The following is a 15,646-nucleotide window of genomic DNA, read 5'->3' as shown; positions in this document are numbered from 1 at the left end:
TATGTTTATCTGGCTGTTGCCGGTGGTGCCGGGGCCGACTGATTGCTTTCTGACGGGCACCTGCGGCTTGGTCAAGAACCAGGTCGGCCCCCAGTCGGGGATGATGTACTTGGCCCTCGGACTGGTCGGATTCGGCGTGGTCGGGCTCTGGCGCGAATGGCGGCGACCGAAAACGCCGCCCGGTCAGAGCCCTTTCCCTTCGTAGGACCTACCCGTTTATTGCTGGCCCGCCGGTCGGAGGTTCCGACGAAGGGCGGCCAAATCGAGCATCGGAACGCCTCCCTCCGTCGGAACCAGGACCACCAGGTTGTTCGATGTCTTCATGTCATGCAAGACCTCAAGGTACTGCTTCATCAGGGCCTCCGGCGTCAGGGTCTGGTTCAAGAGCCGCTGCTGTTCCGACTGCAATCTGGCAACTTCGACGCGGTGGCGCTCGGTTTGAATCTGCTGCTCCTGAGCGATCTTGCCGTTGATGGCGTTGACGACCTGGTCGGGTGGCTGAAGGTTCCGTAGGAAAAACGCGGTGATGGTCGCGATCCGGAACGGCTCGCCGCCGGCCCGGGGCCGGGTCACCAGGGCGCTGTCGACCTCGTTCTTCATGACGTCGGCCACTTTGGTTCGCTGGTTGATGTCGTTGATCGTGAACTGCGACATCCCGTCACGAACCCCATTGCGGATCGCGTTGAGCACCACGGCGTGGATCTGCTCCTCGCCGCCGATTTCGATGAAGATCCTGGGTGCTTGGGCCGGGTCGATCTGCCACCGGACGGCCGCGTCGACCTTCATGCCCATCTGCTCGCTCGAGAGGGCATCCATTTCCTCGGCCTGCGCGGTTGCCTGCGGGAACTGTTCCTCGCGAGTCGAATAGCGTTCGACCTCGGACCACGGCGGCACGAACCGAACCCCGGGCAGGAGCGGCATCGGCGAGACCTTGCCGAACGCATGCTGAACCCCGACCGTACCGGCATCGATCACCTTGACGCTCGAACTGATCAAGGTGAAGGCGCCAATGATCATCAAGACCACGCTGACCAAGGACACCACCAGCCCGGCCGCCTTGCTGCCCGCCGACCCAAGGCTCTTGCCGGAGGCCCGGACGACGAGGCCAACCACGAGCAGAATGAAACCGACAATTAGAGTACCCACCGGACAACTCCGCGGTATGAGACCGCGGTGAATCTAATGGTTACCCGTATCGGACGCCCGGGAACAGCAGATTGACGGCCACCATGAACATCGGCTGAAAGATCATGTCGAACACCCGCCACGCCGCCAACATGCCGAAGATCGCCAAGCCCGGAGTGGTCCACAGAAACTGCTGGTAGCGGGTGGTGAGCGACGGCGAGAGGAGCAGCGGGATAGCGGCACTGCCGTCGAGCGGCGGCAACGGGATCAGATTGAGAATAGCGAGTGCCAAGTTCATGCAGAAGAACGCCCCGATGATGAACGCGCCCCCGGCCAACCACCCGCCACCGTCCGTGGCAATCACTCGGCCAAACCCGACCGAGGTCGGGGCCTCGAAGACCCCGGCCAGACTGCCGGCCCGAATCGCCAGCCAGGCGATCAGCACCAAGAGCAGATTCGACCCCGGACCGGCCAACGCCATCCAGGCCGCCCGACGGGGGTGCCGCATGGCCCATTGGGGGTCGTACGGTGCGCTCGCGAAGCCGAACGGCCATCCGGAAATCGCGACCGACAACAGCGGGAGGATCACCATCCCGAACGGCTCTCGCTTGATGTGCGGTCTCGGATCGAGGGTGACCTGCCCGCCGAGGTACGCCGTGAGGTCGCCACCGCGCTTGGCTGCCCAGGCATGGGCCGCTTCGTGGACGGTGGTCGAAAAGAGGAAGACGAGGTAGTAGATCAGGCCGGTCGACACGTCAGGCATCCGGGAAAAGTCGTTGAAGTCGCCGGAATTCGCTACTCAATTGCCGGGCCGGGAGCCGACCCGGTCGGACCTCGGGTTCGGCGGTCGGGCCTAAATCGGCGGTTTGGGCAGGATTGGGTGCCACGATGGTAAGTCTATTGACAGCATCCTGTTACGAACTCAATGACCGGCCCTCGTTGATCCGGGGGAATTGACAGACCGGCCTCGTTGCTCCATTCTGTTCCCCCGCTCCGGGCTCCAAGGCACCGCGATTGCAGCGTACTGGGCGTTCCCGTTCTTTCGCGGGGAACCGACTTCTATCGTTAGGACGGCATGTCCACTCTTGTCATCGTCGAGTCACCGACCAAAGCCCGGACTATTCGCGAGTTTCTCCCCCGGGGTTACACGGTCATCGCGTCGATGGGGCACGTGCGGGACCTCCCGGATCGGGCGGCCGACATTCCGGCCAAGTATAAGGGTGAAGCCTGGAGTCGCCTCGGGGTCAACGTCGACAACGACTTTGAGCCGCTCTATATCGTGCCCGCCGACAAGCGGCACGTAGTCAAAGGACTCAAGGAGGCTCTGGCGGATGCCGACGAGCTCATTCTGGCGACCGACGAAGACCGCGAGGGCGAGAGCATTTCCTGGCACCTGACCCAGGTGCTGAAGCCCAAGGTCAAAATCAGCCGGATGGTGTTTCACGAAATCACCAAAGAAGCGATCCTCGAGGCGTTGGCCCATACCCGGAAGGTGGATGACAAGCTGGTCCGGGCCCAGGAGACCAGGCGGATTCTCGACCGGCTCTTCGGGTATACGCTGTCGCCGCTCCTTTGGAAGAAAATCGCCTACGGTCTCTCCGCCGGCCGGGTCCAGTCGGCCGCGGTGCGCCTGCTGGTCATCCGGGAGCGGGAGCGGCGGGCCTTCGTTCCCGCGGTGTACTGGGATCTCAAGGCCACCCTCGAGCACCAGCGACAGGCGTTCGACGCCCAGTTGGTGGCGTTAGGCGGCAAGCGGCTCGCCACCGGGAAAGACTTCGACGAGCGGACCGGCCAACTGACGGCAGGGAAGGACGTGGTGTTGCTGGGCGGCCAAGCCGCCGAGGCCTTGGTCGAGCGGCTCCGCCAGGAACCGTGGACCGTCGCCACCGCGGAGGAGAAGCCCTTTACCCGGCGGCCGGCCCCACCGTTCATCACCTCCACCCTACAACAGGAGGCCAACCGGAAACTCCGTCTGACCGCCCGGGATGCGATGCGGGTGGCCCAGAAGCTCTACGAAGAGGGCTTCATCACCTACATGCGAACCGACTCGGTCCACCTCTCGAAGCAGGCCCTGACGGCGGCCCGGGAATGTGTCGAACGGCTCTACGGTGACAAGTATTTGCCGGACCGTCCGCGAAGCTACGCCACGAGCAGTTCGGCCCAAGAGGCCCACGAGGCCATCCGCCCCGCGGGCTCGCACTTCAAAACGCCCGAAGAGACGGGTTTGTCGGGTCGCGAGTTCGCCCTTTATGACCTGATCTGGAAGCGGACGGTCGCATCGCAGATGCTCGATGCGAAGCTCACCAGCCTCACGGTCACGTTCGACGTGGACAACGCCACCTTTCGAGCCGCGGGCAAGCGAATCGATTTTCCGGGATTTCTCCGCGCCTACGTCGAGGGTTCGGATGATCCCGACGCGGCCCTCGAGGATCAAGAAGTGGTCCTGCCGGACCTCGCGGTCGGCGACACCCCGCGATGTCTCGACCTCGCGGCGCTCTCCCACCAGACCCAGCCTCCGGCCCGCTATACCGAAGCCAGTTTGGTCAAGGAACTGGAGGCCGATGGAGTCGGCCGCCCCAGCACCTATGCCTCGATCATCGATACGATCATCGACCGGGGTTATGTCCAGAAACAGGGCCAGGCCCTGGTGCCAACCCTGACGGCCTTCGGGGTCACCGCACTGCTGGAGCACCATTTCCCGACGCTCATCGACGTCAAGTTTACCGCCGGCATGGAACGGGCCCTCGACGAGATCTCCGAGGGCACCACGGAGTGGCTCCCGTACCTCAAGAAGTTCTACCTCGGGAAGAACGGCCTTCGAAGCCAAGTCGAGGCCCGGGAAAAGAAGATCGACCCGGCCGCGGCCCGCACGGTTGAGCTCGGAGGCCTCGAAGGGGCCAGTATCCGGCTCGGTCGCTTCGGCCCCTATGTCGAAGTGGTCACCGAAGACGGCGAGGTCCTCAAGGCCTCGGTGCCCAAAGATGCGGCGCCGGCCGATCTCTCCCGCGAGCGGATCGATGAAGTGCTCCGGCAGAAGGCCGCCGGTCCCGACATCGTCGGGGCCCATCCCGACACCGCCGAGCCGATTCTGATGCTGAACGGCATGTACGGGCCCTATGTCCAACTCGGGGTCGTGACCGACGACAATCCGAAGCCCAAGCGGTCGTCGCTCCCCAAGGGCGTGACCCCCGAGATGGTGACCCTCGATATGGCCGTCGGCCTCCTGGCCCTTCCCCGGGTGCTCGGCGTCCACCCGGACAGCGGGGCCAAGGTCATGGCCGGCCAAGGCCGGTTCGGGCCCTACATCGTCCACGACCAAGGCAAGGACGGAAAGGACTACCGGTCTTTGAAGGGGGAGGACCACGTCCTCACGGTGAACTTGGAACGGGCTCTGGCGCTGCTGGCCCAACCGAAGATGGGCCGGGGTCGGCGGGGGGCCACGCCGCTCCGGGACATTGGGGCCCACCCGGGTGACGGACAACCGATCGCGCTGTTCGAAGGGAAGTACGGGCCGTACGTGAAGCATGGTGAGGTGAGCGCCTCGATTCCGAAGGGCCAGGATCCCGCCACCGTCACGTTGGCGGAAGCCGTGGACTTGATCGCCGCGCGGGGGGGGGCCAGTGCCACGGGCAAGCCGAAGGCCCGGGCCAAGACCAAAGCGAAGGCCAAGGCCAAGGCCCAGACCGCGGCTCCGGCCAAGGCCGCCCCGACGACCAAGAGGCCCGCCGGGAAGTCCGCCGCGCGCCCCCGATCCCGAAAAGGCCCCGATCTTCTGACCGCCAAGGTCAAGCGGGCCATCAAAAAGAAACGACCCAAGCGCTAGGGGACGGGACGCTCTTTCGGTTTCAGCGCGATGGTCCAGAGCCCGCTGTTGAAGTCGGTGAAGAGCACCTGTCCCTCGTACGGCATGGCGTTCATCGTGTACGGGGCGTTGGCGGTGAACCCTTCGGGATCGTAGGGCTTCACCACGGCGATCTCCCGGCCCTGTTCCTGAAGATTGCCCATCAGTTCACCCGATACATCCACGATTCGCATTCCGCCGTCGCAGTAGGCTTGGTAGAGAATGTCGTTCTCGACGACGATGTCGTGCGATCCGAACTCGGGGTTCTCATATCGCGCCACGTTCTTCGGATTCTTGGGGTCGGTGAAGTCGATAATGTGAGTGTAACCAGCCGCCACCTGCGGCACCCCGCCGCGCTGGGTAATGCTGCTGGCCGGAGCACTCTGCCAGGCCAGGCCCGGCCCCTCCGGTTCATGACTTCGTCGCCGAGGCAGAGATAGGTCTTCCCGGTCTTGGCCGAAAAGTAGGGATAGACCTCGCGGGTGTTGCCGCTCTTCGTCGCGGAGGTGGCCACCAGCTCCGACTTCTCCGGGGTGCCGCCCCACCTCCCGTTGCCGACGTCCAGGACCACCACCCCGATCCCCCGTTCCGACGAATAGGCGATGCCGTCCTTGACCCACACGTCATGGATCCGAGAGTTCGGGCGCACCGGACCCGGCCCGGCAGCCGGCCTCGGCTCGTTGACGCATCCGTATCGGGCGCACTATGTTGCCGCCCAGCCTAGGACGGGTGCTCGAGTGGCTTAAGAGGCACGCCTGGAAAGCGTGTATACGTCACAAGCGTATCGAGGGTTCGAATCCCTCCCTGTCCGTTGGAAACCATTGGGCCTGGTCCGAGCGTTATACCCCATATGACTGACCGGTCCGCAGCCGAGGTGCTATGCTGATTCGCCGCCCGCCCGATGTTCGCAGCTCGGAAATAACCTCCGAAGCCCGGTATCAGACCCGCCGTGAATGGCTGAAAGCCACCGGCCTCTTGGCCGCCGGTCTCGTGGTACCGCCCCGGCTCCCAGGATCGGCACCCGGGCCAGATGACGACAAGCCGACGCCGTTCGACGTCGTCACCACCTACAACAACTACTACGAGTTCGGGACCGGCAAGGACGAACCGGCTCAGAATGCCGGGTCGCTTCGGCTTAAGCCGTGGACCGTGACCGTCGACGGCGACGTGAAACGCCCCGGCACCTACCAGCTCGACGAGTTGCTCAAGGGACTCCCGGTGGTGGATCGGGTGTACCGGATGCGTTGCGTCGAAGCCTGGTCGATGGTGATCCCGTGGAACGGCGTCCTGCTTGGGGATCTCCTCAAGCGCCTCGAGCCGGGGTCCAAGGCTCGGTTCGTCGAGTTCACGACGCTCAACGATCTCGACCAGATGCCGGGGCTGGCAAGCGGGGTGCTCGACTGGCCGTACGTCGAGGGCCTCCGGCTCGATGAAGCCAGGCACCCGCTAGCCCTCCTCGCTACTGGGATCTACGGCAAACCTCTCCTGCCGCAGAACGGGGCCCCGATCCGCCTGACCGTCCCGTGGAAGTATGGGTTCAAGGGCGGCAAGAGTATTGTCCGAATCCGGCTGACGGAATCCATGCCGAAGACGACCTGGAATCTCGCCGGGCCCTCGGAGTATGGTTTCTACGCCAACGTAAATCCAACGGTGTCCCACCCCCGGTGGAGTCAGAAGACCGAGCGCCGTTTGGGCGACTTCCTCAAGCGCCCGACTCTGCTGTTCAACGGCTACGGTGATCAGGTGGCCGGGCTGTATTCTGGGATGGATCTGCGCGCCAACTACTGAACCGGATGGGTGAATCGCAGGTGGTTCGCCGAGTCCTCAAGCCCGTCGCGTGGGTGGCGTGCCTCGGGCCGGCCGCCTGGTTGGTCCGGGGCCTGCTCCAAAGCGACCTCGGGGCCGATCCGGTCAAGACCCTGACCCACACCACCGGCTTGTCGGCCCTCGTGATCCTCCTTGTCACGCTGTCGGTCACGCCGGCCCGGTGGCTGACCGGCATCAACGGCCTGGTCCGGGTCCGTCGGCTCCTGGGTCTGTTTGCCTTCTTCTACGCCGTCCTCCACTTCCTGATCTATGCGGTGTTCGACCACCAGCTCTCGGTCCCGGACATTACGGCCGATATCGCGGAGCATCCCTGGGTTCTGGTTGGATTCGCGGCCCTGATCATCCTGGCCGTGCTGGCCGCGACCTCGCCGGCGGCCGCGATCCGCCGCCTCGGGAGAAAGCGCTGGCAGCGGCTCCATCGTTTGGTGTATCTCGCCGCTGGACTGGCCGTGCTGCACTTCTTCTGGCTGGTCAAGAAAGACCTCACGGAGCCCCTCCAGTACGCGGGCATCCTCGGTCTGCTTCTCGCGGCCCGCGTCATCCATGCCCGACGGACTCGGTCCACCCCGGTTGCGGAGCCTTTGCGGGTCCCTTAGCTTGATCGCTCGGGATGCCCACTACGAGCCGGATTCTCGACGATCGCGCCATGAGCCGCGCCCTGGTGCGGATGGCGAGCGAAATTGTCGAACGTTGTCACGGAACCGACGGCATGGTCTTGGTCGGGATCCAGCGCCGGGGTGTCGAACTGGCCGGCCGCCTCGCCGCGTTGATTGAACGGACCGAAGGCCACCTGATTCCCCTCGGAAAACTCGACATCACCCTGTACCGCGACGACCTCCAATCGATCGGCCCGAGGCCGATCGTCGGTGAGACCACGCTCCCCCACCAACTTGACGACCAAACGGTCGTGATCGTCGATGACGTACTCCATACCGGCCGCACCATTCGGGCCGCGCTCGATGAACTGGCCGACTTCGGCCGGCCCCGGCGGACCCTCCTCTGCGTGCTGGTGGACCGGGGCGGGCGCGAGTTGCCGATCCAAGCGGACATCGTCGGCACGGCCGTGACCACCGAGGCCGGCGACCGAGTCGACGTCTTGGTCACCGAACGCGACGGCGAGGACGCCGTCAACCTGGTCCGCGGCAAGTGACGACACCGCTCGGCAAGGACCTCGTCGGCCTCGAGCCCTTGTCGGCCGAGCAGATTACGATGATCCTCGATACGGCCGAGCCGTTCAAAGAGGTGAGCGAACGCTCGATCAAGAAGGTGCCGGCCCTTCGCGGCAAGACGATCGTCAACCTCTTCTTTGAGGCGTCGACCCGGACTCGGATTTCGTTCGAGTTTGCCGAGAAACGGCTGTCGGCCGACACCGTGAACATCGCGGCGCAAGGCAGTTCGCTGTCGAAGGGTGAGACCCTGGTTGATACCGCCCGGAATCTCGAAGCGATGCGAATCGACATGGTGGTGGTCCGCCATCATGCGAGTGGCGCGGCCCGCTTTCTCGGGGAACGGATCCGGTCGAACGTCATCAACGCCGGCGACGGGACCCACGAACACCCGACGCAGGGACTCCTGGATCTCCTTACCCTCCGCGACAAATTCGGCAAGATCGCCGGCCTCAAAGTGGCCATCTGCGGAGACGTACTGCACAGCCGGGTGGCCCGAAGCAATATTTGGGGCCTCCTCAAACTCGGTGCCGAGGTCGCGGTGTGCGGGCCGCCGTCGTTGATGCCCTCCGGTCTGGCCTCTCTTGGGGTCACCGTGATGCACCATATCGAAGACGCCATTCAGTGGGCTGATGCGCTCAACGTGCTCCGTTTGCAACTGGAACGCATGGAAAGTGGCTTTGTCCCGTCGCTGCGAGAGTACAACCGGATTTTCGGGGTCACCAATGAACGACTCGCCCGGGCACCGCGGGACATCGCGATCCTGCATCCCGGCCCAATGAATCGGGGAGTCGAAATCGACAGTGACGTGGCCGACGGACCCCACAGCCTGATCCTGCCCCAAGTCACCAATGGGGTGGCGGTTCGGATGGCGGTGCTCTACCTCTTGGCCGGGGGACTGCCGGACTGGCGGAGCCAGGCAGGGGAGGACCGATGAACGATCTTCTGATCGCCGGCGGCCGGATCATCGACCCGTCTCGGGGTACCGATGGCGTGGCGGACCTCTACGTGGCCGATGGGAAGGTTGCAGCCGTCGGGCACAACATCCCCGTCGCTGAGGGCGTTCGCCGGATCGACGCCTCGGGTAAGATTGTCGCCCCGGGATTCCTCGATGTCCACGTGCATCTCCGCGAACCGGGGCAGGAGCACGTCGATACCATCGCGAGCGGAGCCCTGGCAGCGGTGGCGGGAGGCTTTACCGGGATCTGTGCGATGCCCGACACCGATCCGGTCATCGACAATCAAGCCGCCGTCGGGTTCGTCATCCGGCAATCGATCCGGGCCGGCAAGGCTCGGGTGTACCCGATCGGGTGCATTTCGCTGGGCCAACGGGGACAGAAACTCGCCGAGTTCGGCGAAATGGTCGCCGCGGGCGCCGTGGCGGTGAGCGATGGTGGTCAGTCGGTGGCGTCGAGCCAGCTGATGCGCACTGCCCTCGAATACGCGAAGGTCTTCGGGATTCCCGTCGCCGATCACTGCGAGGACCCGACCCTGGCCGGTGGGGTCATGCATGAAGGCCTCGTCGCCACCCGGCTCGGCCTCAAGGGCACCCCGGCGGCGGCGGAGGAGATCATGGTGGCGCGGGATCTGGTGCTCGCCGAACTCACCGGAGGCCATGTCCACCTTTGCCGGGTCTCGACCCGAGGCTCGGTCGCCTTGATCCGCCGGGCCAAGGACCGAGGCGTCAACGTCACCGCCGAGGCCACGCCGCATCATTTCAGCCTCACTGATGCCTCCTGCGAGGGGTACCACACCAACGCCAAGACGAGCCCACCGCTTCGGGAGGCCGCCGACCTCGTGGCGATTCGCGATGGGCTCAAGGATGGGACGATCGACTGTATCGCAACCGACCACGCACCCCATCACTACGATGCCAAGCAACGGGCGTTCGACGACGCCCCCTTTGGCGTCGTCGGATTGGAGACCGCCATTGGAGTGGCCGTTTGCCACTTAGTGGAGACCGGGGTCTTGACGCTGCCGGAGTTGATCCACCGGATGAGTACCGCCCCAGCTCGGATTTTCAGGCTACCGGGCGGTACGTTGGCGGTCGGAGCGCCGGCGGACGTGGTGGTTTTTGATCCAACGAGGCGGTGGACGGTTGAGGCGAGAGATTTGCACTCCAAAAGTACCAACAGCCCATATCTTGGTCAGACCCTGATAGGGCAGGCTGATTACACAACGGTGGCTGGCCGGGTCGTGTTCGAGCGGGGTGTCGCGAAAACGAACGGCTAGGATTGCAAAGTGTTCCGTGAAAAGGACTTCCGCCTTATCTTGGGACGCTGATTCTCGCTTCCATTTGGGGGAAGTTCCGAATGACCGACTACCACCGTCAGGATCTGAGCGAAGTCGAAACGCTCCTGGCGACCCGTCAACAACTGGCGGATTGGCTGGAGAAACTCGAGGCCGCATGGAATAAGACCCCGCCATCCGTTCGCGATCGAGTCCGGTCGGATTATCAAGGCCGACTGGGTCAGGTCGTGGAGCAGATCCGCGGCCATTCCGATGTGATTTCGAGCATCTGGCAGGGGCTTCGCACTCAAGCTGAAGAGTTCGAGGAGTTGCGAAACGAGGAGCAGGAAACGCTGGCCGAAGCTGAGCTCCGCCACATGGTCGGCGAGTACAGCGATGAGGAATGGGCTCGGGTTGAGCGGGACTGCTCGGGGAAGATCCGCGGGATGGACGAGGAGATCGACCGACTCGGGGCCGAGATCGGCCGCCTGGGCGAGATCTTCGGTCAGATCGCGCCGCCCCCGGCCCCGTTGGTGGCGCAGTCGGTGGCCCGCCGCCGGGACTCCGAAGCCGGACTTCGTACTCCCGAGTCCGCCCCGGTGGCTCGGGACGAGGTCCCGGCGGCCCCGCCTGTGGCCGAGTCGGCCCCCGTTTCCGCGGCCCCGACCGAACTCCCTGAGGCACCTCGGTTCGTACCCCGCGGCGGCCTCAAGCCTCGGGAATCCGGTCCGGTCCGGGTCGTTCCGTTTCCGTCAGCGCCCGCCGCCTCGAAAGAGCCGGTGGCCCCGCCGGCTCCGTCGGTCGATGAGCTGACGTTTCTCAAGTCGATGACGATTGATCCGCGGAATGCGACCGGCCAGGCGTCCAATGTCTCGGTTGCGGCGGAGCCGAAGACCGAACGCCCGAGCCAGACGGTCGCGAAGACGCTGAAATGTGGCGAGTGCGGGGCGCTCAACCGACCGACCGAGTGGTACTGCGAGCGGTGCGGGGCCGAGCTCGCCGCCGTGTGAGCTCGGCGGCTCCGCTGCACAAAGGGGCCGGGAGAAATCCCGGCCCCTTTCGATTTGGTTGGGTTGGTGAGGCGGCTATCTCGTCTTGATTCGGCTCTTGAGCCGGGCGGCGGCGTTCGGATGAATGATCCGCTTCTGCCCGGCCCGGTCGATAAGCTTCTCGGCTTCGGCGAAGGCCTTGGCTCGGGCATCCGGATCCGTCAGGCCGCGGACCGTCTTGATGGCGGTGCGGAGCTGGCTCCGTTGCCCTTTATTGACGGCGGTACGGGCCTTGGTCTGGCGCATCTGTTTCTTGGCTGATTTGATCCTCGGCACGATTGACTCCCCGGCGGACGAACGAACGAAAACCACTGATGACTGAAGCCCCGAAAAATAGCGTTCCGGGGGCCGTTTGGGCAAGTCCCGGGCGGATAACCCCTTCGCCTGGAGGGGTTCCGGCCCCATATTGAAGGCCGAATTCTCGTGTCCTCACACCCGTACGACTGAATCCATGACCTTGGTCGGCCCGAGCCCCGTTCCGGACACCGAAGTTCCCGCAACCGCCGCCGACCGATTGGTGGCCGATTCGCTGGGAACCGGTTTTGTCGTTGAACTGGACGGGTTCACGGGTCCGCTGGACCTCTTGCTCCACCTGCTCCGCGAGGAGCAGGTCGACATCGCCGATATCCCCATCGCGCGGATCGCCGATCAGTTTCTGCGGGCCATTCACGGGTTGGGCTTGAACCAGGCGGCCGACTACCTCGACATGGCCAGTCGATTGGTGCGCCTCAAGGTCCAGATGCTGCTGCCGCGCGGCACCGATGGTGAGGAATGGGAGGATCCCCGCTCCGAGTTGGTCCGACGGCTGCTTGAGTATCAGCAGATCAAAGAGATTGCCCTGTGGATGGCCGAGGCGGCCGAACGCCGGGCGGTGAAGTTTCCTCGGGGGTACATCCCGCCGGCGCCGGTCCTTCCGCCACCGCCGCTGACCCTTGACCTGCTCGACGTACTGGCCGCCGTCGAACGAGTGATTGCTTCGATTCTTCACCCGGTTATGCACCGGGTGGTGGCGCGCCCCCTAAACATCGAGGGCGCCACGCTCCGGATTCAAACCCTCTTGGCCGACAAAGAGACCATTACCTGGATCGAGGCGGTCGGGCCGACGCCGACGATCGTTGATGTCCTTTCGACCCTGCTGGCCATTCTGGAAATGGCCCGGCGGGGAACGGCTCGTATCTCGCAACAAGCGGCCTTCGGGCCGGTGGTGATCTCCCGTGAATCCCCTCGTTCAGCTGATTGAAGCCGCGCTGTTCGCGTCGCCCCGACCGGTTACCGTTGAGGAGCTGCAGATGCTGGACCCCGACGTCTCCTTGTCGGAGGTCCGCCAAGCGCTCGACCAATTGCGTGAGCACTACGATTTCGATGGCCACGGCGTCGAGGTGGGTGAAGTGGCGGGCGGGTTCCAGATCCTGAGCCGGCCGGCCTTCGCCGCCGCCATCGAACGGGCCCAGTTGAACACCAAGCCGTCGCGGCTCTCGGGTGCCATGCTCGAGACCCTCGCAACCATCTCGTATCGCCAGCCGGTCGGCCGGGCCGAGATCGAGGAAATCCGGGGGGTGAACGCGGCCGGGGTGCTCCGGACGCTGCAGGAGCGGGGACTGATCGAAGTCGTCGGCCGGAGCGAGGCCATGGGACGGCCCCTGCTCTATGGGACCACGCCTCTCTTCCTCGAACTGCTAGGCCTTCCCGACCTCGCCAATCTGCCCCGATCCGACGAGTTGTCGATCGCGCTCAAGCCGCCCAAGCCCGAGATGATCGAGGATCAAGACACCGCCGCCTTCGTCGAAGCCGAATCATGAGTGAAATGCGTCTCCAGCGGGCCCTGGCCCGGGCCGGCGTGGCGTCCCGCCGAAAGGCGGAGGAGTTGATCGAGGCCGGCTCCGTCATGATCGACGGCAAGGTAGCCACGCTAGGCAGCAAGGTTGACCCTGACCGCCAACGAATCTCGGTCAAGGGGCGGAAGATCCAGCAACTCCCGAATCGGTGGATTTTGTTGCACAAGCCGCTCGGCGTCGTGACCACCGCCGACGACGAGCAAGGACGGAAGACCGTCCTCGAACTGATCCCAAACAACAAGGGGCTCACCTACGTAGGACGCTTAGACGTGATGACGACCGGGTTGCTCCTGTTGACGACCGATGGCGAGGCCGTCCACCGGCTGACCCACCCCAAGTACCGGATTCCGCGGCGCTACTCGGTGCTGGTGCATGGGGTCGCCACCGAGGTGTTGGCCGAGGCGGTCAAGAAAAGCGTGGTCGTCGACGGGCGGCCGGTCGTCCCCTTGTCGGTGAGAGTCAAAGGCGGCCGCGACGGCCGCAGCCTGATCGACATTTCATTGGCTGAGGGGCGAAACGCCATCGTCCGGAAATGGGTGGGAGAAATGGGTGGCAAGGTCGAGCGGTTGGCCCGGCTGTCCTACGGCCCGATTCGGCTCGGCGACCTCGAGGCCGGTGAGTGGCGCCCGCTCCAACCCGATGAGGTGCGGGCGCTGTACAAGGCCATCGACATGCCGGTTCCCTGATTTCGCTCTTCTGAGGACGCCCGCCGCTATGGCGCAAGAAACTCCGGCAACACCGCCGCACACCGATGTCCTCCGCCAGGCGCTCGACGAAATCGGCCGCCGGATCGTGGGGCAGCGCGGCATGGTCGAACGATTGGCGGTGGCGCTGCTGACCGGAGGCCACGTCCTCCTCGAGGGCGTGCCGGGGCTGGCGAAGACGCTGGCCGTCCGGACCCTCGCTGAGACCATTAACGCCAGCTTTTCCCGGATCCAGTTTACGCCGGATTTGCTGCCGGCCGACATCGTCGGCACGATGATCTTCGATCAGAAGATCCAGGAGTTTCGCCCCAAGCAGGGGCCGCTGTTCGCCAATATCGTCCTGGCCGACGAAATCAACCGGGCCCCCGCCAAAGTCCAATCGGCGCTGCTCGAGGCCATGCAAGAACATCAGGTCACGATCGGTGGACAAACCTATCCGCTCCCGGACCCGTTCCTCGTGCTGGCCACCCAAAACCCGATCGAGAGCGAGGGGACCTATCCGCTCCCGGAGGCGCAGCTCGACCGATTTCTGCTCAAGGTCCACGTGGGCTACCCGAGCCGGTCCGATGAGCGCGAGATCCTTCAGCGGATGAGCGGCGGTGAGAAGATCCCAGTAGCGGCGGTGCTCGAGCCGGCGGTGGTCCTCGCCTTACGACACTCGACCCTCACCACCCATCTCGATCCCCGGTTGGCCGATTATATCGTCGATTTGGTTCGGGCCACCCGGGACCCGGCCTCCGTCGGTCTCGGGTCCCTGGCCCCGTTGATTGCCTTCGGCGCCTCACCGCGGGCTTCGATCGCGCTGGCCCAAGCCTCCCGGGCCCATGCGGTGCTCCAAGGTCGCGGGTATGTCACGCCCCACGATATTCAGGCGCTCGCGCCCGATGTGATGCGGCACCGGATCGTCTTGTCCTTCGAAGCCGACGCCGAGGACGTGACCAGCGATTCCATCGTGGAGCAGGTCCTTTCGAAAGTGAAAGTGCCGTGACCGTTCGGGTCTCGCCCGAACTGCTGAAGCAGGTCAAGGGGATCGCGATTCGAACCCGCGGCGTGATCGATACTCTGTTCGCGGGTGAGTCGCGATCGGTGTTTCGGGGCCAGGGGATGGAGTTCTCCGAAGTTCGGGCCTACGAACACGGCGACGACTATCGGGCCATCGACTGGAACGTCTCCGCCCGCCTCGGGTCGCCCTTCATCAAAACGTTCACCGAGGAACGGGAACTCACCCTGCTGCTGGTGGTCGACCAATCGGGGTCGACCCGGGTCGGCGATCCGGTACCGCGGGCCCTCCGGGCTGTCGAGATCGCAGCCGTGCTGGCCTTGGCGGGCGCCCGGGAACAGGACCGGACCGGCGCCCTGCTGTTCACCGACCGAGTCGAGCAGGTCGTCAGGCCCGCCAAGGGCCGGCGCCACGCCCTCCGGTTGATTCGCGATTTGTTGGCGTTCGCTCCGATGCACCAGGGCACCGATATCGGGGCCGCGATCCGTTATACGACCCGGGTCCTCCGGCATCGGGCGGTGGTCATCTTGATTTCGGATTTTCAGGGACGCGACTGGGATCGACCGCTCAAGCAGTTGGCGGTCCGCCACGACGTGACCGCCATTACCATCGACGATGTCCGCGAGCAGCATCCCCGGGGCCAGGGATGGTTCGAGATCGAGGACGCCGAGTCGGGCCGGTTGGTGCTGCTCGATACCAGCAGTCCGACGGTGCGGCGGCGATGGGAACAAATGGCTCGCGACCGACTGGAGGCACGCAACCAGCGAATCCGGTCCTCCGGCGTTCGGCACGTCCCTGTCGACGTGGGTGAGGACTACGCTCCAGTGCTCCGCCGGGCTTTCGGTCCGCGGTCGCGCGGCCGGCGCTAAG

16 protein-coding genes and 1 tRNA gene are annotated in these 15,646 nt (G+C 64.8%); 13 read left to right on the top strand and 4 right to left on the bottom strand.

Annotated features, from left to right (window positions below; translation table 11 throughout):
* Positions 1 to 216 precede the first annotated feature (216 nt).
* Together EXR94_05860 and EXR94_05855 are read right to left on the bottom strand one after the other, a co-directional pair.
* A complete protein-coding gene (locus tag EXR94_05860; protein MSR02249.1) occupies positions 217 to 1,146 on the bottom strand; it encodes a hypothetical protein in 930 nt (309 codons plus the stop codon).
* 40 nt (positions 1,147 to 1,186) lie between these two features.
* Positions 1,187 to 1,888, bottom strand: a complete 702-nt coding sequence (locus tag EXR94_05855) for a site-2 protease family protein (protein ID MSR02248.1) — start codon at positions 1,886 to 1,888, stop codon at positions 1,187 to 1,189.
* A 312-nt stretch (positions 1,889 to 2,200) separates the two neighbouring features.
* Here EXR94_05855 and topA point away from each other — a divergent pair, with 312 nt between their 5' ends.
* Complete coding sequence (gene topA / locus EXR94_05850) at positions 2,201 to 4,948, top strand: type I DNA topoisomerase (GenBank protein MSR02247.1); 2,748 nt, start codon at positions 2,201 to 2,203, stop codon at positions 4,946 to 4,948.
* Here the strand turns inward: topA and EXR94_05845 are convergent.
* Positions 4,945 to 5,304, bottom strand: a complete 360-nt coding sequence (locus EXR94_05845) for a hypothetical protein (protein MSR02246.1) — start codon at positions 5,302 to 5,304, stop codon at positions 4,945 to 4,947. The two genes, topA and EXR94_05845, sit on opposite strands and share 4 nt — an antisense overlap.
* Before the next feature lie 385 nt (positions 5,305 to 5,689).
* On the opposite strand from EXR94_05845, the gene EXR94_05840 reads away from it, so the two are divergent.
* The 7 genes from EXR94_05840 (at position 5,690) to EXR94_05810 (ending at position 11,198) form a co-directional block, all read left to right on the top strand.
* A tRNA-Ser gene (locus tag EXR94_05840) sits at positions 5,690 to 5,777 on the top strand.
* 68 nt (positions 5,778 to 5,845) lie between these two features.
* Positions 5,846 to 6,754: a protein-methionine-sulfoxide reductase catalytic subunit MsrP gene (gene msrP / locus EXR94_05835; protein MSR02245.1), complete on the top strand. Its 909-nt coding sequence runs from the start codon at positions 5,846 to 5,848 to the stop codon at positions 6,752 to 6,754.
* A gap of 5 nt (positions 6,755 to 6,759) precedes the next feature.
* Positions 6,760 to 7,389, top strand: coding sequence for a sulfoxide reductase heme-binding subunit YedZ (locus EXR94_05830; GenBank protein MSR02244.1), 630 nt, complete (start codon positions 6,760 to 6,762; stop codon positions 7,387 to 7,389).
* Positions 7,390 to 7,403: 14 nt separating this feature from the next.
* The gene (gene pyrR / locus EXR94_05825; protein MSR02243.1) at positions 7,404 to 7,943 is read left to right on the top strand and encodes a bifunctional pyr operon transcriptional regulator/uracil phosphoribosyltransferase PyrR; all 540 of its coding nucleotides are present in this window, start codon (positions 7,404 to 7,406) and stop codon (positions 7,941 to 7,943) included.
* Positions 7,944 to 8,002: 59 nt separating this feature from the next.
* Entirely contained in the window at positions 8,003 to 8,896 is an 894-nt protein-coding gene (locus EXR94_05820; protein ID MSR02242.1) for an aspartate carbamoyltransferase catalytic subunit, read from the top strand.
* Positions 8,893 to 10,191, top strand: a complete 1,299-nt coding sequence (locus tag EXR94_05815) for a dihydroorotase (protein MSR02241.1) — start codon at positions 8,893 to 8,895, stop codon at positions 10,189 to 10,191. The genes EXR94_05820 and EXR94_05815 overlap by 4 nt, the downstream gene beginning before the upstream one ends.
* An 80-nt stretch (positions 10,192 to 10,271) precedes the next feature.
* Positions 10,272 to 11,198 carry a hypothetical protein gene (locus tag EXR94_05810; GenBank protein MSR02240.1) on the top strand — a complete coding sequence of 309 codons (927 nt, stop codon included), beginning with the start codon at positions 10,272 to 10,274 and terminating at the stop codon, positions 11,196 to 11,198.
* 75 nt (positions 11,199 to 11,273) lie between these two features.
* On the opposite strand, the gene rpsT is transcribed toward EXR94_05810, so the two are convergent.
* Positions 11,274 to 11,513 carry a 30S ribosomal protein S20 gene (rpsT, locus tag EXR94_05805; GenBank protein MSR02239.1) on the bottom strand — a complete coding sequence of 80 codons (240 nt, stop codon included), beginning with the start codon at positions 11,511 to 11,513 and terminating at the stop codon, positions 11,274 to 11,276.
* A 175-nt stretch (positions 11,514 to 11,688) separates the two neighbouring features.
* On the opposite strand from rpsT, the gene EXR94_05800 reads away from it, so the two are divergent.
* Genes EXR94_05800 through EXR94_05780 form a run of 5 tightly spaced genes read left to right on the top strand, consistent with a single transcriptional unit; the run spans position 11,689 to position 15,645 of the window.
* Positions 11,689 to 12,477, top strand: coding sequence for a segregation/condensation protein A (locus EXR94_05800; protein MSR02238.1), 789 nt, complete (start codon positions 11,689 to 11,691; stop codon positions 12,475 to 12,477).
* Positions 12,452 to 13,036: an SMC-Scp complex subunit ScpB gene (gene scpB / locus EXR94_05795; GenBank protein MSR02237.1), complete on the top strand. Its 585-nt coding sequence runs from the start codon at positions 12,452 to 12,454 to the stop codon at positions 13,034 to 13,036. The genes EXR94_05800 and scpB overlap by 26 nt, the downstream gene beginning before the upstream one ends.
* Complete coding sequence (locus EXR94_05790) at positions 13,033 to 13,758, top strand: rRNA pseudouridine synthase (protein MSR02236.1); 726 nt, start codon at positions 13,033 to 13,035, stop codon at positions 13,756 to 13,758. The genes scpB and EXR94_05790 overlap by 4 nt, the downstream gene beginning before the upstream one ends.
* A gap of 28 nt (positions 13,759 to 13,786) precedes the next feature.
* Positions 13,787 to 14,764 (top strand): MoxR family ATPase, encoded by a 978-nt coding sequence (locus EXR94_05785; protein MSR02235.1) that lies wholly within the window; start codon positions 13,787 to 13,789, stop codon positions 14,762 to 14,764.
* Positions 14,761 to 15,645 (top strand): DUF58 domain-containing protein, encoded by an 885-nt coding sequence (locus tag EXR94_05780; GenBank protein ID MSR02234.1) that lies wholly within the window; start codon positions 14,761 to 14,763, stop codon positions 15,643 to 15,645. Before EXR94_05785 ends, EXR94_05780 begins: the two co-directional genes overlap by 4 nt.
* Position 15,646: the final 1 nt, after the last annotated feature.

The sequence above is a fragment of the Gemmatimonadota bacterium genome, from assembly GCA_009692115.1.
Taxonomy (GTDB): domain Bacteria; phylum Gemmatimonadota; class Gemmatimonadetes; order Gemmatimonadales; family GWC2-71-9; genus SHZU01.
Note: the sequence above shows the minus strand (reverse complement) of the source record. Positions and strands in the feature narration are given on the sequence as shown.

Excerpts from the sequence above, each read along its gene's own strand:
- pyrR (MSR02243.1), top strand. The coding sequence starts at position 7,404 with ATGCCCACTACGAGCCGGATTCTCGACGATCGCGCCATGAGCCGCGCC.
- EXR94_05830 (MSR02244.1), top strand. The coding sequence starts at position 6,760 with ATGGGTGAATCGCAGGTGGTTCGCCGAGTCCTCAAGCCCGTCGCGTGG.
- msrP (MSR02245.1), top strand. The coding sequence starts at position 5,846 with ATGCTGATTCGCCGCCCGCCCGATGTTCGCAGCTCGGAAATAACCTCC.
- EXR94_05785 (MSR02235.1), top strand. The coding sequence starts at position 13,787 with ATGGCGCAAGAAACTCCGGCAACACCGCCGCACACCGATGTCCTCCGC.
- EXR94_05800 (MSR02238.1), top strand. The coding sequence starts at position 11,689 with ATGACCTTGGTCGGCCCGAGCCCCGTTCCGGACACCGAAGTTCCCGCA.
- EXR94_05810 (MSR02240.1), top strand. The coding sequence starts at position 10,272 with ATGACCGACTACCACCGTCAGGATCTGAGCGAAGTCGAAACGCTCCTG.
- EXR94_05790 (MSR02236.1), top strand. The coding sequence starts at position 13,033 with ATGAGTGAAATGCGTCTCCAGCGGGCCCTGGCCCGGGCCGGCGTGGCG.
- topA (MSR02247.1), top strand. The coding sequence starts at position 2,201 with ATGTCCACTCTTGTCATCGTCGAGTCACCGACCAAAGCCCGGACTATT.
- EXR94_05820 (MSR02242.1), top strand. The coding sequence starts at position 8,003 with ATGATCCTCGATACGGCCGAGCCGTTCAAAGAGGTGAGCGAACGCTCG.
- EXR94_05855 (MSR02248.1), bottom strand. The coding sequence starts at position 1,888 with ATGCCTGACGTGTCGACCGGCCTGATCTACTACCTCGTCTTCCTCTTT.
- EXR94_05815 (MSR02241.1), top strand. The coding sequence starts at position 8,893 with ATGAACGATCTTCTGATCGCCGGCGGCCGGATCATCGACCCGTCTCGG.